The 24,023-nt window shown below is 36.4% G+C and carries 28 protein-coding genes and 1 pseudogene; 12 read left to right on the top strand and 17 right to left on the bottom strand.

Features of this window, described 5'->3' with window-relative positions:
* Nucleotides 1-179: 179 nt before the first annotated feature.
* Genes GMJ66_RS09315 through atoD form a run of 3 tightly spaced genes read right to left on the bottom strand, consistent with a single transcriptional unit; the run spans nt 180 to nt 2,705 of the window.
* Complete coding sequence (locus tag GMJ66_RS09315) at nt 180-1,364, bottom strand: acetyl-CoA C-acetyltransferase (protein WP_156290054.1); 1,185 nt, start codon at nt 1,362-1,364, stop codon at nt 180-182.
* A gap of 16 nt (nt 1,365-1,380) precedes the next feature.
* Entirely contained in the window at nt 1,381-2,046 is a 666-nt protein-coding gene (locus GMJ66_RS09310; RefSeq protein ID WP_231514883.1) for a 3-oxoacid CoA-transferase subunit B, read from the bottom strand.
* 14 nt (nt 2,047-2,060) lie between these two features.
* Nucleotides 2,061-2,705: an acetate CoA-transferase subunit alpha gene (atoD, locus tag GMJ66_RS09305; RefSeq protein WP_156290053.1), complete on the bottom strand. Its 645-nt coding sequence runs from the start codon at nt 2,703-2,705 to the stop codon at nt 2,061-2,063.
* A gap of 362 nt (nt 2,706-3,067) precedes the next feature.
* On the opposite strand from atoD, the gene GMJ66_RS09300 reads away from it, so the two are divergent.
* The 3 genes from GMJ66_RS09300 to GMJ66_RS09290 all read left to right on the top strand — a co-directional run bounded on the left by GMJ66_RS09300 (nt 3,068) and on the right by GMJ66_RS09290 (nt 4,068).
* Nucleotides 3,068-3,187: a DUF4023 domain-containing protein gene (locus tag GMJ66_RS09300; protein ID WP_156290052.1), complete on the top strand. Its 120-nt coding sequence runs from the start codon at nt 3,068-3,070 to the stop codon at nt 3,185-3,187.
* Between the two features lie 23 nt (nt 3,188-3,210).
* Entirely contained in the window at nt 3,211-3,393 is a 183-nt protein-coding gene (locus tag GMJ66_RS09295; RefSeq protein ID WP_156290051.1) for an H-type small acid-soluble spore protein, read from the top strand.
* A gap of 489 nt (nt 3,394-3,882) precedes the next feature.
* Nucleotides 3,883-4,068 (top strand): H-type small acid-soluble spore protein, encoded by a 186-nt coding sequence (locus tag GMJ66_RS09290; RefSeq protein WP_156290050.1) that lies wholly within the window; start codon nt 3,883-3,885, stop codon nt 4,066-4,068.
* Nucleotides 4,069-4,302: 234 nt separating this feature from the next.
* On the opposite strand, the gene GMJ66_RS09285 is transcribed toward GMJ66_RS09290, so the two are convergent.
* The 4 genes from GMJ66_RS09285 to GMJ66_RS09270 all read right to left on the bottom strand — a co-directional run bounded on the left by GMJ66_RS09285 (nt 4,303) and on the right by GMJ66_RS09270 (nt 6,964).
* Nucleotides 4,303-4,926: an NADPH-dependent FMN reductase gene (locus GMJ66_RS09285; RefSeq protein ID WP_156290049.1), complete on the bottom strand. Its 624-nt coding sequence runs from the start codon at nt 4,924-4,926 to the stop codon at nt 4,303-4,305.
* Between the two features lie 23 nt (nt 4,927-4,949).
* Nucleotides 4,950-5,510 carry an NADPH-dependent FMN reductase gene (locus GMJ66_RS09280; protein WP_156290048.1) on the bottom strand — a complete coding sequence of 187 codons (561 nt, stop codon included), beginning with the start codon at nt 5,508-5,510 and terminating at the stop codon, nt 4,950-4,952.
* Between the two features lie 407 nt (nt 5,511-5,917).
* Nucleotides 5,918-6,478 (bottom strand): NADPH-dependent FMN reductase, encoded by a 561-nt coding sequence (locus GMJ66_RS09275; RefSeq protein WP_156290047.1) that lies wholly within the window; start codon nt 6,476-6,478, stop codon nt 5,918-5,920.
* Between the two features lie 102 nt (nt 6,479-6,580).
* On the bottom strand, nt 6,581-6,964 hold the full coding sequence (locus GMJ66_RS09270) for an OsmC family protein (protein ID WP_156290046.1): 384 nt from the start codon (nt 6,962-6,964) through the stop codon (nt 6,581-6,583).
* Nucleotides 6,965-7,155: 191 nt separating this feature from the next.
* Here GMJ66_RS09270 and GMJ66_RS09265 point away from each other — a divergent pair, with 191 nt between their 5' ends.
* On the top strand, nt 7,156-7,458 hold the full coding sequence (locus GMJ66_RS09265) for a hypothetical protein (RefSeq protein ID WP_156290045.1): 303 nt from the start codon (nt 7,156-7,158) through the stop codon (nt 7,456-7,458).
* Nucleotides 7,459-7,688: 230 nt separating this feature from the next.
* Complete coding sequence (locus tag GMJ66_RS09260; protein ID WP_156290044.1) at nt 7,689-7,895, top strand: H-type small acid-soluble spore protein; 207 nt, start codon at nt 7,689-7,691, stop codon at nt 7,893-7,895.
* 32 nt (nt 7,896-7,927) lie between these two features.
* Here the strand turns inward: GMJ66_RS09260 and alr are convergent, their stop codons facing one another.
* The 5 genes from alr to GMJ66_RS09235 all read right to left on the bottom strand — a co-directional run bounded on the left by alr (nt 7,928) and on the right by GMJ66_RS09235 (nt 12,006).
* A complete protein-coding gene (alr, locus tag GMJ66_RS09255) occupies nt 7,928-9,115 on the bottom strand; it encodes an alanine racemase (protein ID WP_156290043.1) in 1,188 nt (395 codons plus the stop codon).
* Between the two features lie 460 nt (nt 9,116-9,575).
* Nucleotides 9,576-10,322: a coiled-coil domain-containing protein gene (locus GMJ66_RS09250; protein WP_156290042.1), complete on the bottom strand. Its 747-nt coding sequence runs from the start codon at nt 10,320-10,322 to the stop codon at nt 9,576-9,578.
* 226 nt (nt 10,323-10,548) lie between these two features.
* Nucleotides 10,549-10,845 (bottom strand): hypothetical protein, encoded by a 297-nt coding sequence (locus tag GMJ66_RS09245; RefSeq protein ID WP_156290041.1) that lies wholly within the window; start codon nt 10,843-10,845, stop codon nt 10,549-10,551.
* A 64-nt stretch (nt 10,846-10,909) separates the two neighbouring features.
* The gene (locus GMJ66_RS09240) at nt 10,910-11,320 is read right to left on the bottom strand and encodes a Spx/MgsR family RNA polymerase-binding regulatory protein (protein ID WP_156290040.1); all 411 of its coding nucleotides are present in this window, start codon (nt 11,318-11,320) and stop codon (nt 10,910-10,912) included.
* A 71-nt stretch (nt 11,321-11,391) separates the two neighbouring features.
* Entirely contained in the window at nt 11,392-12,006 is a 615-nt protein-coding gene (locus tag GMJ66_RS09235) for a TetR/AcrR family transcriptional regulator (protein ID WP_156290039.1), read from the bottom strand.
* 503 nt (nt 12,007-12,509) lie between these two features.
* Here GMJ66_RS09235 and GMJ66_RS09230 point away from each other — a divergent pair.
* Nucleotides 12,510-13,166, top strand: coding sequence for an MOSC domain-containing protein (locus GMJ66_RS09230; RefSeq protein WP_156290038.1), 657 nt, complete (start codon nt 12,510-12,512; stop codon nt 13,164-13,166).
* A 50-nt stretch (nt 13,167-13,216) separates the two neighbouring features.
* On the opposite strand, the gene htpG is transcribed toward GMJ66_RS09230, so the two are convergent.
* Entirely contained in the window at nt 13,217-15,097 is a 1,881-nt protein-coding gene (htpG, locus tag GMJ66_RS09225; protein ID WP_156290037.1) for a molecular chaperone HtpG, read from the bottom strand.
* Nucleotides 15,098-15,257: 160 nt separating this feature from the next.
* Between htpG and GMJ66_RS09220 the strand changes: the two genes are divergently transcribed.
* The 3 genes from GMJ66_RS09220 (at nt 15,258) to GMJ66_RS09210 (ending at nt 17,303) form a co-directional block, all read left to right on the top strand.
* Nucleotides 15,258-15,974, top strand: coding sequence for an NAD-dependent protein deacylase (locus tag GMJ66_RS09220; protein WP_156290036.1), 717 nt, complete (start codon nt 15,258-15,260; stop codon nt 15,972-15,974).
* Nucleotides 15,975-16,218: 244 nt separating this feature from the next.
* Entirely contained in the window at nt 16,219-16,848 is a 630-nt protein-coding gene (locus tag GMJ66_RS09215) for a LysE family translocator (protein ID WP_156290035.1), read from the top strand.
* A gap of 89 nt (nt 16,849-16,937) precedes the next feature.
* A complete protein-coding gene (locus tag GMJ66_RS09210) occupies nt 16,938-17,303 on the top strand; it encodes a DUF4830 domain-containing protein (RefSeq protein WP_156290034.1) in 366 nt (121 codons plus the stop codon).
* A 306-nt stretch (nt 17,304-17,609) separates the two neighbouring features.
* Here the strand turns inward: GMJ66_RS09210 and GMJ66_RS09205 are convergent, their stop codons facing one another.
* The 3 genes and pseudogenes from GMJ66_RS09205 to GMJ66_RS09195 form a co-directional block, all read right to left on the bottom strand.
* Nucleotides 17,610-17,906, bottom strand: a complete 297-nt coding sequence (locus tag GMJ66_RS09205; RefSeq protein WP_156290033.1) for a rhodanese-like domain-containing protein — start codon at nt 17,904-17,906, stop codon at nt 17,610-17,612.
* Nucleotides 17,907-18,099: 193 nt separating this feature from the next.
* Complete coding sequence (locus GMJ66_RS09200) at nt 18,100-18,711, bottom strand: YpjP family protein (RefSeq protein ID WP_156290032.1); 612 nt, start codon at nt 18,709-18,711, stop codon at nt 18,100-18,102.
* 135 nt (nt 18,712-18,846) lie between these two features.
* Nucleotides 18,847-19,605: pseudogene (locus GMJ66_RS09195) on the bottom strand (glycosyltransferase family 8 protein).
* Nucleotides 19,606-20,232: 627 nt separating this feature from the next.
* On the opposite strand from GMJ66_RS09195, the gene GMJ66_RS09190 reads away from it, so the two are divergent.
* The 3 genes from GMJ66_RS09190 (at nt 20,233) to GMJ66_RS09180 (ending at nt 22,031) form a co-directional block, all read left to right on the top strand.
* Nucleotides 20,233-20,589 (top strand): VOC family protein, encoded by a 357-nt coding sequence (locus GMJ66_RS09190; RefSeq protein WP_156290031.1) that lies wholly within the window; start codon nt 20,233-20,235, stop codon nt 20,587-20,589.
* 307 nt (nt 20,590-20,896) lie between these two features.
* On the top strand, nt 20,897-21,442 hold the full coding sequence (locus GMJ66_RS09185; protein WP_156290030.1) for a nucleotidyltransferase family protein: 546 nt from the start codon (nt 20,897-20,899) through the stop codon (nt 21,440-21,442).
* A gap of 163 nt (nt 21,443-21,605) precedes the next feature.
* Nucleotides 21,606-22,031 (top strand): MaoC family dehydratase, encoded by a 426-nt coding sequence (locus GMJ66_RS09180; protein ID WP_156290029.1) that lies wholly within the window; start codon nt 21,606-21,608, stop codon nt 22,029-22,031.
* Between the two features lie 381 nt (nt 22,032-22,412).
* Here GMJ66_RS09180 and fabF read toward each other — a convergent pair whose 3' ends face one another.
* Nucleotides 22,413-23,654, bottom strand: coding sequence for a beta-ketoacyl-ACP synthase II (gene fabF / locus GMJ66_RS09175; RefSeq protein ID WP_156290028.1), 1,242 nt, complete (start codon nt 23,652-23,654; stop codon nt 22,413-22,415).
* Between the last annotated feature and the right edge of the window lie 369 nt (nt 23,655-24,023).

The raw sequence follows: 24,023 nt of genomic DNA, 5'->3' as shown, positions 1-24,023 counted from the left end.
AATTAATATAAAGTTCGACATATTTTAGTGCCACGTTGAACCAAAGTAAGACCCCTATAGACGCGTCAGCACGAGGAGGCTCACGGGTCACCCTAAGGTCCGCGCAGTGTATTTCCGGAGCGGTGTTAAACGCACAAGACTAGCTTTTCAATATGTCATTAAAGTATATTGATATTAAACTATTTTTCCATTTCTACTATACTAGCAACACCCATACCGCCGCCGATACAGAGCGCTGCTAAGCCATATCGGGAATGTTGTTTTTTCATTTCGTGAAGCAATGTTACCAGAATTCTTGCACCACTAGCCCCAATTGGATGCCCTAATGCTACTGCACCACCATTGACATTTAGTTTATCATTTGGAATTTGAAGATCTCTTCCAACCGCTAATGACTGAGCTGCAAAAGCTTCATTTGCTTCAACTAAATCCATATCCTTTATCGAAAGACCCGATTTTTGCAATGCCTTATTTGTTGCTGGAACTGGTCCAATGCCCATGATTTTCGGATCAACACCTGCAGATCCGTTAGCGCGTAATACTGCCATCGGTTTTATCCCTAATTCTTCTGCCTTTTCCCTGCTCATTAAAACGAGTGCTGCTGCTCCATCATTAATACCTGAAGCATTTCCCGCTGTTACTGTACCATCTTTTTTAAATGCAGGTTTTAGTCTAGCCAATTTTTCAGCCGTAACGCCAGCACGCGGGAATTCATCGGTATCAAAGATAATCGGATCGCCCTTGCGCTGTGGAATAACAACGGGAACGATTTCTTCATTAAATCTCCCTTCTTTCATTGCCATTTCCGCTTTTTGCTGACTCCAAGCCGCAAATTCATCTTGTTCTTCCCGTGTTAAGCCATATTGTTCTGCAATATTTTCTGCCGTGACTCCCATATGATAGTCATTGACTGCACATTGCAATCCATCTTGAATCATGCTGTCAATAACCCTTCCATCTCCCATTCTGTATCCAGTTCTTCCTTTTGGTAAAAGATAGGGTGCAAGGCTCATGTTTTCCATACCACCGGCAACAACGATTTCCGCATCACCTAATTGTATTGCTTGCGATGCAAGATGTACTGCTTTTAAACCTGAACCACACAGCTTATTTAGAGTTGTTGCTGGGACCTCTTCCGGCACACCTGCTTTTAGTGCTGCTTGTCGTGCTGGCCCTTGACCTAACCCAGCCTGAAGTACATTCCCCATCATCACTTCATCTACTTGCTTGCCTTGTATTCCAGCACGATGCAGTGCTTCTTTAATGACTGTAGCACCTAATTCAGTTGCTGGTGTATCACTTAATGTTCCCATAAAATTACCAATCGCCGTTCGGACAGCGCTTACAATAACAACCTCTCGCATTTGATTAGTCCTCCTATTAGTTAAGTTGTTCTGTTTTTAAGTTAGAGTCAATCGTAAATGATGCCTCTGTTTTTTCCATTACTGTTTCAAGCTCCACTCCTTCTTGAAGTTCCTCAAGTACTAAACCATCTATCGTTACACGAAAAATTGCCAATTCCGTTACAATCAAATCAACGACACCTTTTCCTGTAAGTGGTAGTTTACATTCTTTCAGTATTTTAGGTGCTCCTTTCTTAGAACAATGCTCCATAGCAACAATCACTTTCTTTGCTCCTGTTACTAGATCCATCGCACCTCCCATACCTGGAACCATTTTACCAGGAATAATCCAATTGGCAAGATTTCCGTTTTGGTCAACCTCCAACCCTCCTAAAACCGTTACATCTACATGTCCCCCACGAATTAAAGAGAAAGATAGAAGACTGTCAAAAAATGCACCACTTGGCCGAATGCCTGTTGGCTGTCCACCTGCATTAACTAAATCTTTACTAACCTCATCTTTGACTGGTCCAAGTCCAACAAAGCCATTTTCAGATTGTAGAATAACATCCACACCATCTGGTAAATAATTTGGCACCAAGGTCGGTAAGCCAATTCCGAGGTTCACTAAGTCCCCGTTTCTCATTTCTTTTGCAACACGCTCTGCTATGGTTTCTTTAGCTGATTTCATTATTTCTGACATGAATTTACCTCCTCTTAAACTAAGATGTTATCTACTAGAACACCTGGAGTTACAACGGTATCCGGATCAAGTTCGCCTACTTCCACAAGCTCCTCCACTTCCACGACTACTAAGTCTGCGGCCAATGCCATAATCGGGTTGAAGTTTCTAGCAGATTGACGGAATACTAGATTACCAGCTTTATCCGCTTTATAGGCTTTAAGAATAGCAATATCTGCATGTAGTGGTTTTTCTAATAAGTATTCCTTTCCATCGATTTCCAATGTTGCTTTTCCTTCTTCCACCATAGTACCTACACCTGTTGGAGTTAAGACACCACCAAGACCTGATCCACCTGCACGTATTCTCTCGGCTAATGTGCCTTGTGGGACTAATTCCACATCTATTTCACCGGCTATCATCTTTTTGCCGGTTATTGGATTTGTACCAATATGGGAAGCGATTACTTTTTTCACCTGATTATTTGAAATTAAAGGACCTACACCAGTTTCCTCTAAACTTGTATCACTTGATATTAACGTAATATCCTTTGCTTCGGAAGCCAGTACAGCAGATACCAATTTCTCTGAAGTACCTACACCCATAAATCCACCAGACATAATGGTCATGCCATCTCTAAAAAGTTCTCTGGCTTCTTCTATTGTTATTAACTTATTCATTATTTAAGCACCTCCTGGTTGTTCACTCACCTTTATCCATGCAAAAAGTGTGCCAATTAATTATTTTAATAATAAAATTTGATATCTTCATATTTTCCACTTAAAAAATGGCGAGGATTCCTCTTTTGACACGCAATCAAAATGTAAACGATTTCAAAAGTTTTTAAAGTCTTTTTTCCCATTACTAGAAAAACAGTTATGATAGCGCTTCCGGAATAGCGGAAAATTCCAGAATTACGGAAGTGAAATGCGCGTTTTTCCGTTTTTACGGAAATTAAAATACGCCATTTTTAGAAAATGTTTACATGTTTTTAGAATCAATGGTAATGCTAATAATATAAGTACGGTAAAGGAGGATCAACTTGGAAGATACGAATGAGTTTGTAGAAAAGATAAAACAGAAGCAGGAAAAGGATTTAAAAAATAAAAAACGGCAAGGTAATGGGCACCCCGAACATAAACTGCCTAATAAACGGCACTAACTTTAATTTTGGAGGTTATGGTAATGAATAAGCAAAGAGCACAGGAAATTACTCAGTCTGCTGATTTAATACAGGTATTGTACGATGGGAAACCTATTTATATTCAGCATGTTAATGAAAATAACGACACTGCCCGGGTATATCCCCTTGATGACCCAGAGCATGAATTCGAAGTAAATTTGGAAAACCTAGTGGAAAAACACTAATAGAGGATGTTCAAAAAGTCCGGTGAAAAGGACACATCTATATAGGGGACCTTCTACTAAAATCGCCCACATCCTTGAAAAAGAAAAGCACTTTTTCTTCGTGCGATGTATCACTGACGAAGTGTTCCTTGTCTTGTGGGCAACGTAGAAGTCACCACAACACGCGCAAGCTCGTTGGTTCGCTTTTCCGTTGCCCACGTATTAATTGCATACGCTCCGCTACCCAAAGTTCGCCGCCTCGAACTTCTCGGTCCTTTTCATCCTCCTTTTTGAACACGCACTAATAAGAAGTGCGATGCAGGATATGCATTGCATTTTTTATTAGTAGCTTAAATACCTTATGTATACAAGAATCACAGTATGTTTCCCCCATGTTTTGGACAAACTATTTACAGATAAATGCTAACGTCTGCTAATTTCACTGGATTAAATTACTAATATATTTGGTGCAATTGTTCTTCATTGATTTAAATAATAGGAGGATGTTACATGGACATGCAACGGGCAAAGGAGATTGTTCAATCACAACAACTAACCCCTGTTAATTACAATGGAAGATTTGTCTACATCCAGCAAGTTGATGAACAAAAAGAAGTGGCGAAAGTATTTCCTTTAGATAACTTAAATAGCGAATTAAGTGTGGAACTTCATAGTTTGGATGAAAATATTTATTAGAAAAACTCGCATTCGCTCGTCCTTTAGCGAATCGGTAGTTTTTTTATACTTAGGACGTTAAAATTTTAGCTACGTCGAAAAGCTTCTTTGCTAAAATTTTATACTTTCCTAACGTGTTAGAAAACTTTGTGTTCGCCAAGCTTTTAGGCGAATGCCTTAGTTGCACTTTTTTGCTCTCCTAACGTGAAAAAGACTGCCAAATCATTTTGGCAGCCTTGTTAATTATATAATCTCTTAATCTCTTAATGCTTTAAATGCTTTACCCCAAGAGATAACTTGGTCGAGCATGCCATTAGCATTTGCTTCATGATAATCTGCTGGTTTGAATTCACTCATGTTTTCAAAGTCAGTGATTAGAGAGAAAGTTACAGCTGTACGTACGTCAGCTACTTGAAGTTCTCCTAAGATTAGACGTAAGTTTTCGTGAGCTCGAACCCCACCTAAACTTCCGTATCCTACAAATCCAGCCACTTTGTTGTTTACTTCTGGGTTTAAGAAATCTAATGCGTTTTTCAATGCTCCACCAACTGCATGGTTGTATTCTGGAGCTACAAAGATAAATGCATCATAAGAAGCGATTTTTTCAGACCATGCTTTAATTGCCTGTTCTGCTTCAGCTTGCTGTCCTTCAGCAAGAGGCGCACCAAGCATTGGCAATTTATAATCCGCTAAATCTACTATCTCATACTCCACATTTTCGTCATTGCGTTTGTTTGCAAATTCTAAAGTCCAATTTGCCACAGCTTCCGCATTACGTCCTTCACGAACACTACCATTAATAATTCCAATTCTTAATGTATCTGCCACTGTTTCTTCCTCCTTCGTTGACTTACCAAATAATTTACTAAAAAATCCCATGTTTGCACCACTTTCCTTATGAATTAGCGTACCGTTTTTAGAACGCTGCTCCAAGCGATTACTTGGTCCAACATTTCATTTGCATTTGCTTCATGATAATCCGCTGGTTTAAATTCACTCATGTTTTCAAAGTCAGTCATTAGAGAGAAAGTTACAGCTGTACGAACGTCAGCTACTTGAAGTTCTCCTAAGATTAGACGTAAGTTTTCATGAGCACGTACTCCACCTAAACTACCGTATCCTACAAATCCAGCAGCTTTATTATTAACTTCTGGGTTTAAGTAATCTAATGCATTTTTCAATGCTCCACCAACTGCATGGTTGTATTCTGGAGCTACAAAGATATATCCATCAAATGATGCCATTTTTTCAGACCATGCTTTGATTGCCTTTTCTCCTTCTGCTTGTTGTGTTTCCGGAAGGGCTTGACCTAAGAAAGGAAGGTTATAATCCGCAAGATCTACAATTTCATATTCTACGTCAGCATCATTGCGTTTCTTGGCAAAATCAAGTGTCCAATTTGCAACTGCCTCTCCATTACGGCCTTGACGTACACTACCTAAAACAATCCCAATTTTTAACATATTGAATGTTTCCTCCTAAAGTTGATTTATTATATACTGAACCTGAATTTTTAATTCAGTATACTTTAATTAAGTATAAATATACCATCTTCTCTAACTTATTGCAACTTATTTAATTCCTTTTCATTATATGGTTACTTTTAGTAATCATCAATTAATATGCTTAGCATTTAATGTAAAATTTTATAAACATAGAAATACTATTTATTTTAAATCAAATGATGAATGAGGTGGGATTATTTAGAAAAACTCGCATTCGCTCGTCCTTAAGCGAATGTGTTAGTTTTTCTTATACTTGGTACATTAAAATTTTAACTACGTCGAATCCTCTTCATGTTAAAATTTTATACTTTCCTAACGTGAAAGTAAAAAAATGAGAGAAAAAAATATTTCGCCTCATTTCTTTGTTAATATGAAGTTTCACTTGTTTTAAAGACTTCATTAACCGCATTTATCGCAAGTATCGTATTTTCAGTGAGCTGGTTTAGCCTTTTTAAAATTTCGGGATCTGTTATTTGTTTTTCGTGATAATGATGATCCTCAATAAATACATATTTCGGAAATACAAATGCTTTCATATACGTAAGAATTGGCTTTAGTTGCTGTTCGGCAACTAAATAATGTTTGGAAGAGCCAGCTGTTATAACTATTCCAACCACCTTTTCTTGAAATGCATCAAAAGGAAGCAAATCAAACAAGTTCTTTAGTGCCCCTGGAATGGAGGATTGAAAAACTGGAGAACCGATAATAAAGCCATCTGCAGCCATTATTTTGTCGATAATTTTTTTCGTATCGCCTGTATAGTCCCGATAATCCCTTCCATCACAAAATACAAGATCATAATCACCTAAATTAATTAATTCCACATCTATATCCGGGTATTTTTCATTTGCTCTATTCAATGCGTACTCTATTGCTATCCTTGTTTTGGAGCCCACAATAGAGCCCGATATCCCAATTAATTTCATTATTATCCCTCTTCTCTAATAGAGGTTCATTATCCGATTATTGTTATATTATATGCTCAAGTTATGACATAAAATTAGATACCTAAGTACTACCACAAAGAACTAAGCCTTTATTTCAAATGATTCTGTAATTTGAATGCTGTCTTTTACTGACTGCACCATGGAACAATTTTTTCGTGCTAGTTCCATTGCCTTTTCCACTTTTTCTCTTAGAAGACCTTTCCCATAGATCGTAAAATGCAGAGCTATTTCCTCAACCCGATTGGCAACTTCAGGGTTTCGCTTTACATCCGCATCTATCTTTATATCATCAAAGTCTATACGCATCTTTTCCAGAACTTTCCTCAACACCCCACCACTGCAAACTGCCACAGAAGAAACAAGCAATGTATAAGGACGAAATCCAAACTCATCTTGACTGGAAACCTGTAATGTTCCAAACTCAAATTCCGATTCAAATCCTTTTTCGTTCATCTTAAATTCCATTTATCTCATTCCTTTTATCATTTTACTAATCAGTATACTTGATACATATGAAAAATTGATAAAATATGCTTCATTCCTTTCCATTTAGTAAAGATGGATAATCGTCTAATTTATAGTAATTTGTATTTTCGCCTATTCAGTGTTTCATTTTGAACATATTTTATTGTAGAAATCCAAAGGGAGGAATCTATATGGATAGAAGAAGGAGAAAACGTACTGATGATGTAGCCGAAGTTATGGATCGTACTGACGAGGTAACGATTCAGGCTGACAAAATTGTGATTAAAGCAGATAAAGTCGTTTTAGAAGAAAAAGGTAAAAAACCTCATAGACATTCCGATGCAGTTGCTAGGGTTACGGATGGCGACAGAAAACATGAAGATGAAGTAGCTGGAGTAGTGGATGATGATACGAAACGTCGTGATGACGACGTTGCTGATGTTGTCGACGAACGCCGTGAACGTAGAAGAATAGATCCTTGGTTCTGGGTGTAAATTAAAATTTATTAATTAAACCTGTCTGGATAGCTTGTAGGGAAGGATTTAAAAACCCTGGAAGCTATTTTTTTATCCATTGGTTAAACTTCCCCTTTTTTGTCAGGAACTTGAAAATGGTAAAAAGAAAGAACACTTTCGAAAACATTTAGAAGAAAATGGATTTGTCCCTTTAGAATATTTCTGTACGGGCTACAAAAAATAAGACCGCCATTGTAAAGGAGGACACTATGGACAGTCAACGAGCTCAGGAAATTATGGAATCCATTGCAATGATTAATGTAAAATACCACGGAATTCCCGTGTATATTCAGGAAGTAAATGAACATGAGGGAACTGCAACGGTTTTCCCTCTAGATGAAATGAATCATGAGCAAACTGTCGATTTAAACGGTTTACGTGAGGCAGACTTTACAAATATGAATAAGACTCAGTAAACCTCTTACGGTTTCTGAGTCTTAATTCTGCCTTATTGACAAAAAGTTCCGTTCAACTGCCCTTTTGCCTTTACTACTTTACCATCTTTTATATAAACTCTTGGTACACGTTTTCCAATCAAACAGACAATTTCATAATGGATGGTATGTAACTGTTCTGCCACCTCTGCTAAAGAAATAAATCCATCACCAGGATCACCAAAAATCGTAAATACATTCTCTTCATTTACGTCCTTTATATCTGAGACATCAATCATCGACTGATCCATACAAATCCGCCCGACAATCGGTGCTCGCTTTCCATTAACCGTAACATTTCCCTTATTCGATAATGCTCTTGTGAAACCATCTGCATATCCAACTGGTATAGTTGCAACTTTCACTTTACTCTCCGGGATATACGTACAACCATAACTAATCGGCTCTCCAGCATCGACTGTTTTAATCAAAACAGGTTTGGTCCTAAAACTCATGACTTGTTTGAGCGTGATGTTTTCCCGTAAATGTTCACTGGGGTATAGGCCATATAAACTGATTCCCACACGTACCATATCAAGGTGCATCTGTGGGTAGGCAATCGTTCCGGCACTATTACAGCAATGTTTAATTGGGATGTCTATCCCATGATCCTCGAGAAAGCGAGTAACCTTTAAAAATTGCTCAAATTGCTTTTCGGTGTAGGCAGAATCCGTATTATCTGCATCAGCAAAATGAGTAAATATCCCTTCTATATGTACATATTCAGATTGTAATATTTGAGCTAATTCCAATACCTTCTCTTTTTCTTTTATACCAATCCGATTCATGCCACTGTCTACTTTGATATGCACCCGTGCAGCTTTCTTTCGTTTATCGGCTGTTTCAACGATTTTCCTGGCAACATCTTCTGTAAACACCGTTAAAGTAATATCTCTATCGATTGCATCTTCCAGAGCCTCTACAGAACTAATTCCCGTATATCCTAAAACGAGCAAGGGGGCATCTATCTGAGCGTGTCGGAGGCGTATCGCTTCATCCAAGAGGGCAACCGCCAAATAGTCAGCACCCGCATCCAGTGCTTCCCGTGCAATTTCTATCGCACCATGCCCATATCCATCTGCTTTAATAACTGCCATAAATTTAGTATTTGATTGTATATGATTTTTAAAGGCTTTGACATTATCCTTTATTGCATCCAATGAAATCTCGGCCCATGTATCCCGATAACTACCATTTTGCATGATTTAGTTCCTCCAATTTGTCTTCCTTGTTATTATTAATTATTTCATGTTACAGGGAAAAAACAAAGTAGTAAGCCTCTTGCTTTATGAAGGAAATTATGAAAAATATGCAAGAACAAAATGAATCAATAAAGAAAGAAGGTCTACTTGACTGAATGAAATCGGAATCCATTTAAAAAGGGCACGTAGAGGGCGGTTACATGACCGAATGAGCTCTAGATTCCGTACAAAGGTAACATAGAGAGGGTTACTTGACCAAATAATCTTGAAATTCGGCTATGGGAAGACAAATATAATGGGGCTAATTACCAATTCGGGGTTCGATTGATAGCGTTTTAAAAAAAAAAGAAAACCCGAACGATGATTCCAAATTGTTTCATTTAGAATTCGAATAAGTTCGGATTTTTTAACATGTAATCATTCATCTTAAGAGTTGGGAGTAGTTTTGTCCCAGCCTGTTTTATTTATGCACATTTTCCTTTTCGTTCTGTTTATGGTGACTCATTAGAATAGTTGACTGCATCGGGTCACTTGAAAATAGGTTCATCACATAGGAAGACATATCATCTATTTTCTCTGATAAGTAATTCGTTCTCTCATACAAAATTGAACGGAAATGCTCCAGCTGTCTCGATATTTTTTCTGTCAATGCCTCCTGATTATCGAGACGACCTTGCATTTCTTCCTGACTTTTTTCCTGGAAAATCATCTTTTCTGTGAGTTGTCGCTGTACCTTCATTTGCTGTTCCATTTTTTCTTTGATCTGCTCGCTTGTTTCTCCGAATGCCCTCATCCTACTTTCTATCTCTTGCTGAGCCGTAACTAAGACATTCCATTCTTTCATCATTTGCTGCTCAGATAATTGATTGTCTTCCACAATAGATGTTAAGCGCTCATTATCCTGTTCTAACTTTTTAAGTTGTTCCATTACTTCCTGTTCCAATGTTTCATGCTGTTTATTCATTGTACGCAATTCGTTTAATTGTTTACTCAACGCTTCCCATTTTCCCGTCTGACGGTCTTCCTGTTTTTCATATAATTTTTTTAACCCAAGAACGGATTTGCTCAACGAATCATTCACCTTTTTTTGTTCCTCTATCATCTCAGCCATATGATTCTTTACGAAAAAACCCTGATTAGGCTCTTTAAGACCGGCATCATTTTTATAAATCTCATTATGATGATTAGGATTTATATACAACCCCATTTTTTCACCCCTTATCACGATTCCTATGTATATCCTATGCGTTCCTCTCCATAAGCGGTACATTCGACTAAAGCCAGGAAGAAAGCATATGAAAAAAAAATAAGGTGATTTTCAATGGGAGGGAGTTACTTGATCCTCGAACCCCTCTTATAATTCTTGGCTACGTTTTTTTTCCTTGAAAAAAGGGTGGAAGTATTTCAACATACTTCCACCCTTTTTCGATGTGCTAAAAATGAGGATTTTTTTTTATATGCTCTTTACATTTTAGAACAAACTCTTCAGGTGATGATTTAACGATGTAGGAATATACCCCATGAGAGGTATGTAGATAAAGGAGGCCTCCTTCACCACCAATTAGACGATAGGAAATATCCATGACATCTTTCATGGGAAATTCCCGGCGCTCGGTTACTACCTTATCACTGTATAAATAGATGGTGCGCTTATGTTCAATGTCAACCTGCTCAATGCTTCTTACTCGCCTCTCAACCTTTACATACGGTTGTTCAGCTATTAAATACATCTATTTCCCTCCATAATACTCTTTAATGGAAATACAGCACACTTTTACGCACCTATAGATCCTATTAACCTTCAGCAAATTGAAGATTGTTCATGCGCCATTTCAACCATTGATATTCGCGGGTTTTTCTTGGTAAAAACTGACGTATATCATCTTCATGATAACCTACTTGAAGTCTCTTATCATCAATAATGATCGGACTGCGAAGTAACCTTGGATGGTTATGAATTAACTCAAGCAACTCTTGTAATGGTAATGCATCCATATCCAAGTTCAAATCCTTATATATCTTTGATCTTGTTGAAATAATTTCATCTGTCCCATCGACCGTCATACGTAATATACCTTGCAGTTCATTAACGTTCAATGGCTCCCTTAATATATTTCTCTCGACAAATGGAATTTCCTGATTTTTAAACCACTGTCTTGCTTTTCGAGTAGATGAACATGCTGCTCCATAAATTGTAACTGTCATTTATCATACCCCATTCTTCTTTGAATTAGTATTTTATGAATAATACGTATGCAAATACAAAAAAGATTTACTTACGTTTTATAAAGTCCGTTTTTTAATAAATTCATTTCAATTGTAAAGTTTTCAATTGCTTCCTTATCTGATAATTCTCTGGAGAACTTCTCCACAAAATTTCGAAAAGCGACAGCTATAATAATTTGTGTAATATGAAAAATTTCCTTATCACTTTGAATATTCAAACGTCCTTTATCAATTAATTTGACAATTTCATTCGTATATTCACTGGTCTGATTCTCGTCAAACATCGACATAAACGCATTTTCAATCTTATGAGTGACATTCAGAAGGGCGTTTTTGATAAAGTCCAGCTCTTGTTCATCTGGAAGTTCCACCAAAAATTCATAATAAAAATCGGTAACCGCATCTATAATATCACCGTTATGTTCTTTTAATTTATGAATAAATTTAAGTTTTCTATCCTTTGTTTCTTCCTGTAGTAAGTAGAAATAAACATCTTCCTTATCTTCAAAGTACTGATAAAAGCTGCCCCGGGGAATTCCAGCAGTTTTCACTATATTTGCAATGGATGCTTCATGTAAAGGAACTCTTGCAAACTCCTCTTCTGCTGCTTTCATTAGATTTTGCCTTTTTTGCTCAGGTAAGTTTAAAAATGTTTGTTTCGGCAATGTTCTTCCTCCAAACTCCTTGTGTGACACGATGTCATTTATCTATATCATTATCATATATGACATCGTGTCACATGTCAATGAATTTGAATGACATCGTGTCACTTTTATCACGTGATTAACTACCTGTAAGACCCCACTTCAAGAATTCTAAGTGGGGGCTAAGATAATTCCCACTGATTGAAGATTCACTTTATTACCTAGCAATTATAACGTATCAGGTAAATGTGGCAGATTCATGGGAAGAATTGGGTTGTTTTGGGGATTTTTATTTTTATTAGTCATTTACAGCTTAAGGGGTGCTCTACTTGCCTGGATATTAAATCATCGTTCCTTATTCTATGCCATTTATCAAATATGAGGATTCATAACAACCAGACATATGAATGGAGCCGTAAATAAAGAATGGACAATCAATAAACGGGTTATGCTTTTATGATAAAATTGTTAAAGGTCAATCATTTAAATTAAATCCTAATCATATCGAAGGGGAAATCACTGCCATGAAACCAGAAATAATCTATTTTGCTACAGGACTTCCTAAAAAAATGAAATATGGGAACGGAAAAGAAATGAATAGCGGAATACAGAAGAGTGAAATTCAAGAGGCTTTTTTAACTAAGGACGGATTTCTCGGTGATGGAGTAGCTGATTTAAAGAACCATGGCGGATTGGACCGAGCAGTATGCGTCTATCCATTTGAACATTACAAAAACTGGGAAAAGGAATTTGCCACTTCGTTAGCACCTGCCGCTTTTGGCGAAAATATAACGGTAACCAATATGCTGGAGCATGATGTTCATGTTGGCGATACGTTTCAACTGGGCAATGCCGTGATCCAAATTACTCAAGGCAGAATTCCGTGTAGCACCATTAACAAACGTACAAATATACCATCACTGTTAAAGAGACTTGTTGAAACAGGATATTCCGGGTACTTATGCCGTGTTCTGCAGGAAGGAAATGTACGAAATGACTCCAGTCTCCAATTGATAGAATCCCCGAAAACAAAAGTTCCTGTACATGAAGCAACTATGACGGTACTGCACGGACACAAGGATGTAAGAGGAATGGAAAAACTGCTGGAAGTACCGGAATTAGCCGAGGAATGGAAAGAGCAACTTAAAAAACGTATGACAAAGTTACAAATACATGGATAAAAAAAGGACCTCTACCAACTTATGAGGTCCTTCCCTTTTTATTATATCTATTATGGAACCATTACCTTACAAATATCATTAGTAAATTCTACTGGATCACTAACAGGTAATCCTTCAATAAGTAATGCCTGGTTGTATAGCAAATTCGTATAAAGATTTAATTTCTCTTTATCATTTTCATAGGCATTTTTTAAGGATTGGAACACATCATGGTTTACATTGATTTCCAATACTTTATCTGCCTGAATTTGCTGGTTATCCGGCATGGCATTGATGACTTTTTCCATTTCAATCGAGATTTCACCTTCAGCCGTTAAGCAGACAGGGTGGGACTTTAATCGCTTGGATGCTTTTACATCTTGCACCTTATCGGATAAAGCCTCTTTCATTGCTGCAAATAAATCCTTGTTTTCTTCCTCTTGTTCTTTTGCTTCTTTATTCTCTTCTTCCTCAATTCCCAAGTCACCGCTTGAAACGGATTTGAATTCTTTATCGTTATATTTCATGAGCATCTTAATTGCGAATTCATCAATTTCATCCGTGAAATATAGGATTTCATAGCCCTTTTCTGCAACTATTTCCGTTTGTGGAAGCTTTTCAATTCGCTCGTTCGAATCTCCCGTTGCATAGTAAATATATTTTTGATCTTCAGGCATTCTGGATACATATTCTTCTAGAGTTACTAGCTTTTTCTCTTTGGAAGAATGGAACAGTAATAGATCCTGTAATACTTCTTTATTTGTCCCATAGTCACTGTACACACCGAATTTCAGCTGTTGACCAAAGGATTCATAGAATTTCTCATATTTCTCACGGTCATCACGCAGAATACTTAACAATTGATTTTTAATTTTCTTATTGATGTTTTTCGCAATAACCTTTAACTGTCTGTCATGCTGAAGCATTTCTCTGGAAATATTTAGTGAAAGGTCTTCGGAATCTACCATCCCTTTCACAAAGCTGAAATGGTCCGGAAGCAGGTCCGCACTTCTATCCATAATTAATACGCCATTAGAGTAAAGCTCTAAACCTTTTTCATATTCTTTTGTATAGTAGTTAAATGGTGCACTTTCCGGAATATAAAGAATCGCATTATAGCGAACCGTACCATCGACATTAATATGAATGTGTTTTAATGGCTTGTCATACCCATAATGTTTTTCCGTATAAAAATTCTCATAATCTTCATCCGTCAATTCACTCTTGTTCTTTTTCCAGATTGGAACCATGGAGTTAACAGTTTGTTCTTCGATGACATCCTCGTACTCATCTTCAGATCCTTCTTTAATCTTGCTTTCTGTCACATCCATCTTGATTGGATAGCGAATAAAATCAGAGTATTTCTTAACGATTTGTTTCAATCGGTATTCTTCCAGGTACTCATCATAATTCTCATCTTCTGTATTCTCTTTGATTTTTAGAATAATCTCTGTTCCTACTTCATCTTTATCGGCAGGTTCGATAGTATAACCATCCGACCCCTCTGACTCCCATTTATAAGCTTCCTCACCGTCCAGCGCCTTACTAATGACAGTGACATGGTCGGCCACCATAAACGCTGCATAAAATCCAACACCAAATTGGCCGATAATATCATATCCGTCTTTTATTTCATTTTCATTTTTAAATTGGAATGATCCGCTTTTGGCAATCGTACCTAAATTGGACTCGAGTTCTTCCTTCGTCATCCCAATCCCCGTATCTATCACTTTAAGTGTACGATTGTCTTTATTCGGATCAATCTTTATGTAGTAATCGCTTTGGTTAAATGTTAGTTGGTCATCCGTTAATGCACGGTAATAAATTTTATCGATAGCATCACTTGCATTGGAGATCAGTTCTCTTAGGAACACCTCTCGCTTGGAGTAAATCGAGTTGATTACCATATCCAATAGCTTTTTTGATTCTGCTTTAAACGCACGTTTTGTCATGATTACCTCTCCTTCTTGTCATTATTAGCACTCTGCTTACTTGAGTGATAATTCCCTATAATTTGTAATAACACATCCTATTTTACATGTCAATTATATTAGCTGTTTACGGATAAGAGCGATATAATAAGAAATAATGAAAAGTATTGGAGGGAGTCTGATGCTTAAAGAATGGATCGAAAATGCTAATTATATTGTCATTTTTACTGGTGCTGGTATGTCAACGGAGAGTGGACTTCCCGATTTCCGGTCATCCAATCAAGGACTTTGGCAGAAAAAGGACCCCAGTAAAATCGCGAGTACCGAAGCACTTAATAATAACGTAGAAGCGTTTATTTCCTTTTACCGAGAACGTGTTCTTGGGGTAAAGGAATTCAAACCACACAAGGGGCATCATATTCTTGCCGATTGGGAGAAAAAGGGGAGTGTAAAGGCGATCATTACCCAAAATGTAGACGGTTTTCATCAACAGGCGGGGAGTGAGAAAGTAGCTGAGCTGCACGGCACCTTACAAAAATTGCATTGTCAAACCTGTGGGAAGGAATATGACAGTGAAGAGTATATAAACAAAGCATACCATTGCAGCTGTGGTGGTGTTTTACGTCCAAATGTCGTACTTTTCGGCGAATCCTTGCCACAGGATGTTTTTCAATTTGCTTTAAAGGAAACGGAGAAAGCTGATTTATTTATTGTACTGGGATCCTCTCTGAGTGTGACACCAGCAAACCAGTTTCCACTGATTGCTAAAGAAAATGGTGCGAAACTAGTTATTGTTAATCAGGAACAAACACAAATGGACTTTTATGCGGATAAAGTGATTCATCATAAGAAAATAGGGGAGTTGCTGCAAGAACTGGATGAGGGGATGCATCAATGATATAAAGGAAAACAGGCTCAAAATAGTAGAAATTAGCAATCTTAATAGCAACGGGACAATGGATATTGTCCCGTTGCTATTTTAGTTGTTATGGACAACTATATTGAGAAAAATCAAAGAATGGACTCATTATGTATAATATAGTCAAATATTTTGAATATTAAGTTCGTTAACTTACTAACAGGAATGTTTAATAAGTATGATAAAATTTGATTAAATAAAAATCAGACTGGAGTGTATGCTTTTGGTTGGAATAACAAGTTACGGGCTTTTTTTATTAACATCATTACTAATGAATATTACCCCAGGGACAGATACAATGTATATTGTTAATAGAAGTGTATCTCAAGGCAAGAAGGCGGGAATTTATTCCGTCCTTGGCATTTCCACAGGGGCATTAGTCCATACCTTTATGGCCGCTGTTGGTTTATCTGTCATTCTTACAACATCAGCTTTATTATTTACTTTAATTAAGTTAATAGGTGCAGGATATTTGATTTATCTTGGTATACGAATGTTCATACAGAAATCATCCAATGTACAACTTTCGAATACAAACAATCTGCCTCTTAAAAAGATATATATACAAGGTTTTCTCACCAATGTTACGAATCCAAAGGTTGCACTGTTTTTTATATCCTTTCTACCTCAGTTCATTTCAGGGGATAATACTTATGGTCCTTTACCATTTATTATATTAGGGCTTTCTTTTGTTTTAACCAGTACGGCATGGTGTTTGTTGGTTTCTATATTTGCTTCATTGACAACTAATAAATTGAGAAATAATCCAAAAGCAGAACTAATATTGAATAAAATAACAGGTATCATTTTTATAGGGTTAGAAATAAAGTTATTTCAGACAAAAGCATCATAGACTTATTCAACTAACGCGAGTACATTACTTTAAGAAGGAAATATATTGGTTTTTTTGGTGAAATACTGTTTAGGGAAGGGGAATGTGATATGAAAAAAATTTTAATGGCTCCATTTTTATTTTCTATCCTTTTAGGTTGTCAGGATAAACATTTAGAACAATCAGAAATTCCTATTCCCAAGGAGCATTCAGAATTTTTATCTTCGTATGGTTGGGAAATCAAGGAGAACCATTCATACAATTATTATGATTACATTCCTCATGAAAAAGTAAATGAAATGTCTTTGTATAAAGAATATTTAAACGATATTAAACAAAAAGGTGGAATTGATCTAACCCCTTTTTTAAATGAACCTATTTTGGAAATGGGGTATGTTTTACAAAATACACCTGAAAATTACACATGGATTCAAGCATATGTTTACGAATCAGACGGAAAGGTTGGTGCCTTATAAGCAAGGAGAGAAACCCAAAACGATACCTATGACAGATAAAGAATCATTTTGAAATAATTTTATATATTACAGTAAAAGTATTTGTGAAAGACTACACTTAAATTAACGGGTAGCTTTAATTAAACAAGCAACATACACATTAAAATCAAAAAACTTGAGGTATAAAATTACCTCAAGCTTTTTTGATGTGCTGTTTATATTATTAATTGCATTGCTAATTGTATATTATCTAAACTGTTTTTTGGATTTTCTCCACGTTATCGGAACACTTACCTGAAAAAGGAACATCCTAATTTTTTACTTATTCTATTCTACGTCGCCTTCCCATGCTAGCATGCCGCCTGCCATGTTGGTTGCATCATATCCTTGTTCTTTAAGGAATTCAGTCGCCCTGCCGCTTCGAGCACCAGAGCGACATACCATGTAATAATGCTTATCCTTTTCCAATTCGTTAATGCGCTCCGGTACTTCACTTAATCGAATATGCTTTGCACCTGGAATGATTCCCTGTGCCACCTCATCATCTTCACGAACATCTACAATATTTAATTCTTCGCCTTTTTCCAATTTCGTCTGTAATTCTTTAGCCGATATCTCTTTCACTTTCATCTACCTCCATGATCATTTGATTTATATTCTAACCTATTTGCATTTCACTAGTAAATTAACTGCTTCCTCAAATAACTCTTCCAACCTTCTTCCCTTTTCGTCCGCTTTCCATATACATTATTCCAGATTCACATCATACAGAAAAGAATCCCTGTTTACCAAGGATCCTTATATATTGATTACCTATTTATGCCATCCATTTTGGCGGAGTATTTTTATCCCAATAAATTTCGCCAATTTCATGATGCTCCTTGAATCCATCTTTACTTAAATGATAATGGAAATTAAAATAATACCCTTCCAGCGGACGATTATCACGTCTGACATGAAATCTGGCAACATCCTGTCCATTATTATTATCGTAGACATGGAATATTCTTTCTCCATATCCTTTTGTAGGTTTTTCCGTTATTCCATAACTAGTATATTCATCTCCAGCATTTTCTATAATGGATTCAATGACTGTTTCCATTGCTGGTAGGATCGTTTCTGTAAATTCATCTTCTACCTGTCCAACTATTCTTGGACCAAACTTCATCATCGTTTGTTCTTTTGCTTTTTCCGTTATCTCTTTAATGACATATTCTTTATAATCAACCGTATCATCCAGAGGCAAGTCCATGTTTACTTCTTGATGTATGCTCATCTCTGGATTGGAAGTATTTTCATTTAAATCGGATTTGGAAAGACTATCTTCGGCCTCATCAGCATTAACCTCTAGTAATGCTGTAGGTGTATACATCCCCATAGTAGCAATAGTAATAAGTACTACCGCTATTTTTCTCATCCATAGCTTCATTGTTTCTCACCTTCTTAGATACTACTATACTTTAATTTTATCATGGAGAAGGTGAGTTTGTATCATTTTTTTAATTTTTAACTTACAAATAATATTTCCCGCACTTTTCCCACATTTGGAGGTCATTTCCCATAATTATAGTTTATTTGCCAATTTCTCATAATGCTTATAAAGGGAATGGAATTTGCCAGTATAATTTTCTAACCATGGTTTCTTCTTACCACAGAAATGAATGATGGCTGTATGGTTAATAACAAAATCCATGTCTACCTTCATTTTGTTCGTTAATTTATAATAGTAATAAAATCTAGCATCAAAATTATAGATTAATTCATCAATGTCTTTAATCGCTTTAGAGTATAGTCCATTAATAATATCCTGATCAGGAAGAATAAGCCGCTTCTTATTTTTCTTCACAAAATCATAGATATCCTGTTCCTTTATCTTTTCACGCTATCTTTGTAAATTCATTAATAAGACACCGGAATTGTAGTATGCTTCAATGTCATAAGATTTTAACCGCAGTTTGTTTATCTCCTTAACAGATGCCCTACCATGGTAAGCTGCTGCATATAAGTAACCCGTTAAATCCATCTCATACAACGCATTTATCTCGTTAATGACGAGTATGTCAGGATCGAGGTACAATATACGATCCAACTCTTCCGGCAAAAATTTAAATGCCAACAAACGATAATACATCTCTTTGGAATAATGTTTAATAACGGGAGCATCGGAGAAATAGTCATCGCTAATCGTTATAACCGAAAGCTGATGCCCATTTTGATGAACATACTCCTCTAACTTAGTACGTTCATTCTTATTAAGGGAGGAATGCATGACATAAATGCAAAAATCTTCCTTTGGATTATTCTCAAACAGTGATTTCAGCATTACTTTGAGAGGGTTTATATAGTTTAAATTCAGTGTAACCAGGATATTCATATATCACTTCTCCATATCTTTCATATTAATTAAATAGAGGGGTTACCTTCAGTTAATTACGTGATAAAATTATCATAACATAATGCGATTTTTCCTATCAGTTTATGTACACCTAGAACATAATAGAAGCAGAATATCTATTTTAATCATATTCTATGAAAATAAATTTTTCAGTAAATTTATCCAATAAATTAAAAGGGTTTTTACAATAAAAAGCGAATATATTACTAATTTATCAAGAGAGTATTATCATATTATCGTTAATACAGGTTATGAGAAAACTTGGTGCTTGCCAGGTTTTTAGGCTATTGCCTTAGTCGCACCTTTACAAATAAGAAGGTTTTGGACTTACTTATCTGAAAAACGCTATATCCCTGTTAGCAATGTTTAAACAGATTAGTATGATAACAACACTGGATACATAGCTTGAGCATAAGCGGATTCGGAAATAAACATACTTCTTTTCGCTAATTAAAGCTTCTATCTTACGCTGACCAAAATTGTGAACATTGTAGACTTTAATGCCCTCAATTTTTTTAAAATTACAACACTACAAAAGGATTGGAGAATCGGATAATGAGTCTGATTGACCGAATTGATACGATTTGTCTTAAAGTGAGTAATATTGAACAATCAAGTAAGTGGTATCAGGAAGTATTAGGTTTTAAGGAGATTTTCAAAGGGGACAATTATCTTATCTTAGGTGTGGGAAGCAGTGAAATTCCATTAACCCTAGAAAAAGAGACAGTAAACCATGCTTCGAAGCGGAATCAAGTATACCCGATATTTTACACAAGAAATATTGAAGAGGCGTATAAAAAACTCCAAAAGTACAAAGTAAAAACAAGCGATATTCAAAATGACGGAATCAATCAGTTTCTTGATTTATACGATTTAGATGAAAACCGGTTACAGGTTTGTTATTGGGAATAGTGGGGTAGGGAACACACCAGATGACAACCGATAATTGGTGGTGTATGAAGTAAGAAATTAAAAGATAATAATCCAGTATTTGGATTAAGTGTCAGGTTTGCTGAAGGCATAAATTACTCGGATATGGAAGGAAAAGTGATTCAAATAGGACTAAATACTGAGGATACTAGTGTCTTTATGATTGTCACAGCTTGAAACTCATAAACAAGGAATCAAAGAACTGATAGTATATTAGCTTTACGTAGTGAAAACAGTATGGAGATAATAAGGAAAAGTAACAATAACCGTGAATGTCAGGAGAATTAATATGCTAAATACATTATCATTTATCGGTGACAGATTAAGTAACAAGCATATAACTTGGGGAGTTGGTGGTTCACTTCTACTTAGTTTTTATAAAATAATTGATAAACCTAATGATATAGATATTTTGGTAGATGAAACAAATGCGACTAATTTGAATGAAATAATGTTATCCATTGGGAAACCGAAAGAAGCATTAAGCTCTGACCCTTTTCGTACAATGAATTTCTCCAAATATAGAATTAATGGTACTGATATTGATGTCATGGGTGGATTTGCAATACAACATGAAGAAGGGATTTATAAAATATCACTTCAACAGGAATCCATTGCAGCCTATAAAAAAATAAATGGAGTGGGTATCCCTTTATGTTCGCTCGAAGATTGGTATATCCTATATTGGTTAATTCCAAACAAACAAGAAAAAGCGTTGCTTATTGAAAGCTATTTAAGAACTAATGGAGTAGCATATCCACAATTGTTAGAAAAAGCACTGAAACAGTCTTTACCGCTTGAAGTGAAGGAAAGAGTAGAAGGATTATTAAGCTAATGATTTCGTTTGTGTAACAATTCAACAATGAGATCTTCATGTGATGGTCTTATGACTATAGAAGTAGCTTATTATAAGAATACTTAACCCCTACCTTAAACTTGTTGAATAATGAACGATATACTAATATGAACTGAAACAACAGTTGAAATAGAGGTGTTTTATGAAATTCAATGAATTTTTAATAGGAAAGGTATTCACAACTAAGTCCATTACAGTAACAAAAGAGGATATAATGAGGTTCGCTGGAGAATTTGACCCTCAATATATGCATTTAGATGAGGAAAAGGCAAATCAAGGAATGTTTAATGGAATCATTGCATCTGGTATTCACACGCTGGCAATATCATTTAAGCTCTGGGTTGAACTAGGTATCTATGGTGATGAGATCATAGCTGGATCACGAATGAATCATATTAAATTTATGAAACCCGTATATCCAGGTGATCAATTACATACTGTTGTTAAGGTAACGGATAAGAAAGCGATTAAAAATGGTAAAGGTATCGTTACCGTATCGCTATCCACTTTCAATGATAAGGAAGAAAAGGTTTTTCAAGGGGAGTTATCTGCGTTAGTGAAGCAATGAAGGGTTCCATGTTGAAATTAGTAGAGAAATATTTAATAAAAATTAAGTATATGCAAAAGTCAACTAAACCAGCTAATAGAAGCTCCACTCTTATTGCACTATAGGGGTTTTAGTAGAAGAAGTTATTAAAGAACACGCTTCAGATTTTCAGTCAAATCTGAAGCGTGTTTTTACTTGGTAACTAACTAATTATCCTGCTAATTTGCTGCTTAAATTTCCAAAAGGTGATTTATCACGTGATTAACTGGCTGTAAGAACCCTCACTTCAAGAATTCGAGATGCCTTGAGAATTATAAGTGGGGGACGGGCAGCCAGTAAACTCCTGATTTGTTCATCTAACAATCAGTGGGGGAAGAACCCCCCACTGATTGAAGATTCACTTTACTTATCAAACTTTTTAATGACTATCGTTGCATTGTGTCCACCAAACCCGAGTGAGTTGGATAAAACGACATTCAGTTCCTTTTCTTTTGCAATGTTTGGCACATAATCCAAGTCAAGACCTTCATCCGGAGTTTCATAGTTAATCGTAGGTGGCATGATGGAATCACTAATGGCCAATACGGAAACAACCGCCTCAACCGCTCCAGCTCCACCTAACATATGCCCTGTCATGGACTTGGTTGAACTGACTGATAACTGGTAGGCATGTGTTCCAAACACCTTTTTTATTGCATTCGTTTCATACAGGTCATTATATGCGGTTGACGTCCCATGGGCATTGATATAATCAACCTGTTCAGGAGATACCCTAGCGTCTTCAAGAGCTTCCCGCATTGAACGCTGCGCACCCTCACCATCTGGTGCAGGAGAGGTAATATGGTACGCATCACCAGTTGCTCCGTAACCGGCTAGCTCCCCATATATTTTGGCACCACGGGCTAAGGCATGTTCCAACCCTTCTAAAATAAGAATTCCACAGCCTTCTGCGATTACAAATCCATCTCTATGTTTATCAAATGGGCGACTTGCATGTTCAGGGTTTGGGTTTTTACTAAGTGCAGTCATATTAGAAAAGCCAGAAACAGTCATTTCTGTTATGGATGCCTCCGTACCTCCAGCAATCATTACATCAGCTTGTCCATTTTGTATCACCCGTAAAGCATCCCCAATCGAGTTAGTCCCTGAAGCACACGCTGTAACCGAGCAGTTATTCATCGCCTTTGCCCCTAATTCAATGGAGACACGACCAGCCGCCATATCCGGAATAAACATTGGAATCGTAAAAGGGCTAACTCTGCGCTGTCCTTTATTTAAAAACTTTTGAAACTGTTCCTCAAACTCTCCCAGTCCACCTATTCCGGATCCAATCCAAACCCCAACTCGTTCCGGATCAGCATCTTGCCCTACTTGTATCCCAGCATCTTCTATTGCCATTTTGCTAGCCGCTACCGCAAATTGACTAAAACGCCCCATTCTCCTTGCTTCTTTTTTATCCATATAGTCAGCAACAACAAAATTTTTCACTTCTCCCGCAATGGTCACATCCACTTTTTCTTTATTCATGAAGGCAGACTCTGTAATTCCGGACTTGCCTGCCTTGATATTTTCCCAAGTTGTAAATGCATCATTTCCCAATGGTGTAACTGCCCCCAGCCCGGTAATTACTACTCTATTTTTCACAAAAATTCTCTCCTAATATTTAATATGATTCTATTATAACTATTGTTAAAGAAAATTGAAATTTTTGTTACTTATTAGTAAATCGTATTTGTTCATCTTTTGTATTTCAGGATCCTTTCTTTTATCATTTTCAGGCGAGAATACGCCTTCCTCAAGGAATGCGAAGGACTTTAGTCCAATGAGTAGGGAGGGGATGAATCGCCTTCGGACAAGGGATAGTTTTAGTTATATCAATTGTCCGACTGAACGCCATTTTTCATCTTCCAATATTATCTCTAGTATAGTATAATGAGAACAAATGTTCCTTTATGGGAGGTGAAAATAATGATCGTAAACAAAGCATATAAGTTCCGTATCTATCCAAAAAAA

It is taken from the genome of Oceanobacillus salinisoli, assembly GCF_009733865.1.
Classification (GTDB): domain Bacteria; phylum Bacillota; class Bacilli; order Bacillales; family Amphibacillaceae; genus Oceanobacillus; species Oceanobacillus salinisoli.
Note: the sequence above shows the minus strand (reverse complement) of the source record. Positions and strands in the feature narration are given on the sequence as shown.

Coding starts and splice junctions, on each gene's coding strand:
- GMJ66_RS09285 (WP_156290049.1), bottom strand. CDS start 4,926: ATGGGATTTTTTAGTAAATTATTTGGTAAGTCAACGAAGGAGGAAGAA.
- alr (WP_156290043.1), bottom strand. CDS start 9,115: ATGCAAAATGGTAGTTATCGGGATACATGGGCCGAGATTTCATTGGAT.
- GMJ66_RS09295 (WP_156290051.1), top strand. CDS start 3,211: ATGAATAAGCAAAGAGCACAGGAAATTACTCAGTCTGCTGATTTAATA.
- GMJ66_RS09245 (WP_156290041.1), bottom strand. CDS start 10,845: ATGTATTTAATAGCTGAACAACCGTATGTAAAGGTTGAGAGGCGAGTA.
- GMJ66_RS09200 (WP_156290032.1), bottom strand. CDS start 18,711: ATGAAGCTATGGATGAGAAAAATAGCGGTAGTACTTATTACTATTGCT.
- atoD (WP_156290053.1), bottom strand. CDS start 2,705: ATGAATAAGTTAATAACAATAGAAGAAGCCAGAGAACTTTTTAGAGAT.
- GMJ66_RS09310 (WP_231514883.1), bottom strand. CDS start 2,046: ATGTCAGAAATAATGAAATCAGCTAAAGAAACCATAGCAGAGCGTGTT.
- GMJ66_RS09315 (WP_156290054.1), bottom strand. CDS start 1,364: ATGCGAGAGGTTGTTATTGTAAGCGCTGTCCGAACGGCGATTGGTAAT.
- GMJ66_RS09190 (WP_156290031.1), top strand. CDS start 20,233: ATGAGTCTGATTGACCGAATTGATACGATTTGTCTTAAAGTGAGTAAT.
- GMJ66_RS09280 (WP_156290048.1), bottom strand. CDS start 5,510: ATGTTAAAAATTGGGATTGTTTTAGGTAGTGTACGTCAAGGCCGTAAT.
- GMJ66_RS09220 (WP_156290036.1), top strand. CDS start 15,258: ATGCTTAAAGAATGGATCGAAAATGCTAATTATATTGTCATTTTTACT.
- GMJ66_RS09290 (WP_156290050.1), top strand. CDS start 3,883: ATGGACATGCAACGGGCAAAGGAGATTGTTCAATCACAACAACTAACC.
- GMJ66_RS09260 (WP_156290044.1), top strand. CDS start 7,689: ATGGACAGTCAACGAGCTCAGGAAATTATGGAATCCATTGCAATGATT.
- GMJ66_RS09270 (WP_156290046.1), bottom strand. CDS start 6,964: ATGGAATTTAAGATGAACGAAAAAGGATTTGAATCGGAATTTGAGTTT.
- GMJ66_RS09185 (WP_156290030.1), top strand. CDS start 20,897: ATGCTAAATACATTATCATTTATCGGTGACAGATTAAGTAACAAGCAT.
- GMJ66_RS09275 (WP_156290047.1), bottom strand. CDS start 6,478: ATGAAATTAATTGGGATATCGGGCTCTATTGTGGGCTCCAAAACAAGG.
- GMJ66_RS09230 (WP_156290038.1), top strand. CDS start 12,510: ATGAAACCAGAAATAATCTATTTTGCTACAGGACTTCCTAAAAAAATG.
- GMJ66_RS09250 (WP_156290042.1), bottom strand. CDS start 10,322: ATGGGGTTGTATATAAATCCTAATCATCATAATGAGATTTATAAAAAT.
- GMJ66_RS09240 (WP_156290040.1), bottom strand. CDS start 11,320: ATGACAGTTACAATTTATGGAGCAGCATGTTCATCTACTCGAAAAGCA.
- GMJ66_RS09210 (WP_156290034.1), top strand. CDS start 16,938: ATGAAAAAAATTTTAATGGCTCCATTTTTATTTTCTATCCTTTTAGGT.
- htpG (WP_156290037.1), bottom strand. CDS start 15,097: ATGACAAAACGTGCGTTTAAAGCAGAATCAAAAAAGCTATTGGATATG.
- GMJ66_RS09265 (WP_156290045.1), top strand. CDS start 7,156: ATGGATAGAAGAAGGAGAAAACGTACTGATGATGTAGCCGAAGTTATG.
- GMJ66_RS09180 (WP_156290029.1), top strand. CDS start 21,606: ATGAAATTCAATGAATTTTTAATAGGAAAGGTATTCACAACTAAGTCC.